The following is a 3,987-nucleotide window of genomic DNA, read 5'->3' on the forward strand; positions in this document are numbered from 1 at the left end:
GTTTTCTATTTTGTCTAAAACCTCTTTTATATCACACATACCATCACAGCTCCTTTCTCCATATAAGGCAATTATATTTTCTCTTATTTCTTCAAATCTTTCATCCCCAACAAAGGCTGCAAAAAAGTCTAACATTTCAGGTAAATGAGTTATAGTTTCTGTTTCTACTTTTAGGGTATCACCATTTTTTAAAAAGTCAACTATAATTTTAAAATCTCTTTTAAGCCTTACTATCTCTTCATCCGGAATAGTTCCAAGATTATATACATTTACACTATATTCCGGAATTATATTCTTTAATTTGTCAGGTATATTTAATCTTTTTTTCAGCGACAATGGTGACTCCCATTGCTTTTTACCATAATATAACACTATAGTTATAACCGGATATACATCTTGTATTGTACTTAACTCTTTTTCAAGCTTTTCCTTAATCTTTTTACTATTTTCATCCATTTTATTCTTCAACTTACAAAGCTTATTTCTTATTGTTTCTTCTTTATTTATCTGACTTTTATAAGACATAATATCATACCCCATAACTCTAAATATCATATTTTTGTCAATCTCTGTCTGATTTTCAATCCCAAACAAAGAAATAATTGCTCCACCTGTTTTCCATAGTTTAGATACATCCCTTTCCTGATAGGTCAGTTTGCCATCAGCTTTTCTATGATTACTTTTAGACGGAATATCCTCCAGTTCTTCCTCTTTTACTACTTCTTCTCCTGAAAATAACAATCCGTTTACTGCATCCGCAAACATGTCATTAAATTCAAATAGTTTTCTTTCAGATAAGTCTTTCTGCCCCATAAACCTGCCTTTCTTAAATTTTTAATTTCTGTTTTAGTTTTGAAAATTTTTAGATACTTCCCGAACTTTCTTAATTTAAAATAATTGATTTAGTTCTTTGAAATATAGATATTTTTTATATCTTTAAGAATATTATAGGCTAATTTTAGAAATAAGGCAATTAGTTATTATTCTGAATTCGAGGTTTGATTTTTGTGGTATATATACAAAAAGGACTGCAACCATCTTGGTTGCAGTCCTTTTTCTTAGCATGAATTAATCCAATTCTTCATATGGGAATTGCTTTCCATAAAATTTCTCATAGAAAACTTTAAATGTAAATTTATCTCCTGTAATAAATACACTTTTGCTGGCATGACTACTTGCATCACCAAGAACATTACTCATATTGCTAACATAAAGACTCTTAAGATTCCTTGGTATTATATAAATATCAATTGCTGTACCAGTCTTCTGCACTTCTTGCCAAACACTTTTACTATTGTCTTTTTCCCTTTTAAAATAATCCATGTCAGGCACAAGTTTATCAAGCTCCATTTCAGTATTAGTTAAACCAACAGCACACATTCTTCGTTTATTGTTTATATTTCCCTTCTTAGAAATATGATCCTCAACTTCAAATTGTTCAAATTCTGATTCATTTTCAATATTATCATAATTATCACCAGCACTTGTAGACTTCAACATACCTGCACCTAATGTTTTATCACCACTAGACATACTTATATAAGCTACAACATCATATGAAGTTGCATTATCTATAGGTTTCCACTTTAACATAGGCTTTCCATTATTAAAAATAAGTTCAGCTCCACCAACTCCAGCCTTACTAAAATCAGTGCCATTATAGGTATATGTAACAGCTCCTAAAGATTCATTTTTTAGCAGTTTCACCTCTTTTTCATTAGACTTTCCTATCTCCACATCTTTTAAATGCTTAAAGTCCTTAACAAGTTTTACAATATATGTTCCAACTCCAGCCTTTCTCATCTGTTTCAAAAGGTCAACCCTATCTGCTCCTGCTTGTAACTCTTTGCTTTCTATTTCTTCTGATGTACCTTTAGTAAGAATATATTTTGCTGATACAGTCAAAGCATTAAATAGAACAACTCCGGTATTTCCTATTGTAGGATTATTATTTAGATTTATTTTCTTATACTCCTCAACTTCAGCTTTTATCTCATTATATCTATTTTCATCAGTTACTTTTCCCTTAAAAACTTTTTCTGATACATCTTTTCTTTTCGCTTCAATAGTTTCTACTGCTGTCTTAGCTGTATCCGGATCAAGGTCAGAACCTGTACTAATATCGTTATAAGCATTCCCTATCACTCCTGCAGCCGCAGTCTCAGCATTTTTCAGAGTTAATATTTTTCCTTCTAATTCTGTTACCTTAGTTCCAACCTTATTCTTATACTCTTCCCACTTCTCCTTATTAGTACCTGCTGTTATTTTTGCTTCAATTGCAGCTGTAAGCTCTGTACTTATCTTATGAACATCATCATAGTTATCTTTATTAAGCTTATCAGCAGTATAAGCTAAATACTTTTTTATTTTATTTTCTAAAGCTTTAGAATCCTGACCATCAATTTTTATCTCTGTTTCAGCTTTAACATTACTTCCACTAACTTTAGCCTCTATCTTACATTTTCCATTAGCTAAAGCCTCTATCTCAGCCTCATTAGAATTTGAAGAGATTATTTCGGCTATACCTACGCCTTCCTTTATAGTCCATTCAAGTTTTTTATCTGTAGCATCTAATGGTTCGTATGTAACTGTAATCTTAGTCTTACCTCCATCAGTTGTTATATCGCTAGTTTTGTTTAAAGTAATTTTTGTAGTCTTCTTAGGCTTGCTTTGAGTAGATGAGCTGCCTCCTGCACTTCCGTTTCCTGCATTTCCACTTCCTGTATTTCCGGTTTGGTTATTTTCTTTTCCAGTTTTTCCACTTTCGGTTTTTCCGCTTCCTGTACTTCCACCGCCATAATAACCACCGCCTGTATTTCCGGTTTTTGCGGTTTCTTTAGATTTTTCTTTTTCTGCTTTCTCTTTTTCTGCTTTTTCCTTCTCAGCTTTTTCTTTTTCTGCTTTTTCCTTTTCAGCCTTTTCCTTCTCAGCTTTGTCCTGTTCAGCTTTTATTCTTTCAGCTTCTTTATCCTGAATACTGGAGCCGGCCTCATTTTTTATGTCTCCAACCTTTTTCTCTATGTCAATAACAGCTGTATTAGCCTTTTTACTTGTTTCAAGAGTTTCAGCATTTATATTTACGGTGAGAGAAACCGGACTTTCTACTCTTATCTTTGATATAGATGCATCTTCGCCCTTTCCTTTAATATTTAATTTTGAAGTTATATCTGCTTTTTTTACTACTACACTCGCCTTACTATTTCCCATAGTAAGAGCAATATCAACATCCTTACCTAATTCAGCAGTGATTTTTTTACCATAATCTGATAAGTCAACATTGCCCACAGCATTTTTAGCGACTTTTAATACAAGATTTTTATTATTAAAATCAGATTTTTTATTAAGCTTTATCTTTGTATCTGTTCCTGTAATTTTGAGAGTTTTTACGGAAGATTTAGATGACTTTAATACATAATCTCCTTTTTCAAAAGTCAGTTCGCCTGAAAGTTTTACATTTTTAAGCTGAATTGTAGCCTTGCCTACACTTTTCTTAATTACTATTGACTTAGCTTTCTTTTTTGATATAATAACCTTTCCCTTTTTAACATCTTTTTTTGTTACATAAATTACACCATTTTTCTCAGTCATAGCCTTAGCAGTATAAGGCAAAACTGAAAATGTACTTGTTATAGCTGTAGCTAAAATTAAACTACATATTTTTGCTTGCTTACTTCTCATTACACTCCTCCTTGAAATAAGTATTTATATTAAGTTACATTTTCAAAATATATTTAATTAATTATAATTCATGTAACTTTTGCAGTCAATAATTTAAAAATAAATTATAAGTTTAAATAATAAATAAATTTTTATAATCTAATAGATTTACCTGTATTGAGAGTAAGCTTTCATATAATGAACGGTTGCTAAACAGATATAAATATACTAAAATATTTACATATAGTCCTATTATATGATGTGCGTGTCAAAAAATAATAAATTCTCTTGCAAGCAAGCTTGCATCGAATTTTTATACTTTTGACACTT

At 30.9% G+C, this 3,987-nt stretch carries 2 protein-coding genes; both read right to left on the minus strand.

All coding sequences use genetic code 11. The features are described from left to right. Positions 1 to 813 (minus strand): Rpn family recombination-promoting nuclease/putative transposase (locus ACTTKP_RS11505; protein ID WP_442554041.1); only part of this gene is annotated, 813 nt, incomplete at its 3' end. Positions 814 to 1,068: 255 nt separating this feature from the next. Continuing rightward, complete coding sequence (locus ACTTKP_RS11510; protein ID WP_442554042.1) at positions 1,069 to 3,678, minus strand: Ig-like domain-containing protein; 2,610 nt, start codon at positions 3,676 to 3,678, stop codon at positions 1,069 to 1,071. Positions 3,679 to 3,987: the final 309 nt, after the last annotated feature.

Origin of the sequence: Catonella sp., assembly GCF_052169795.1 — a bacterium.
In the GTDB taxonomy this organism is placed as follows: Bacteria; Bacillota; Clostridia; order Lachnospirales; family Lachnospiraceae; genus Catonella.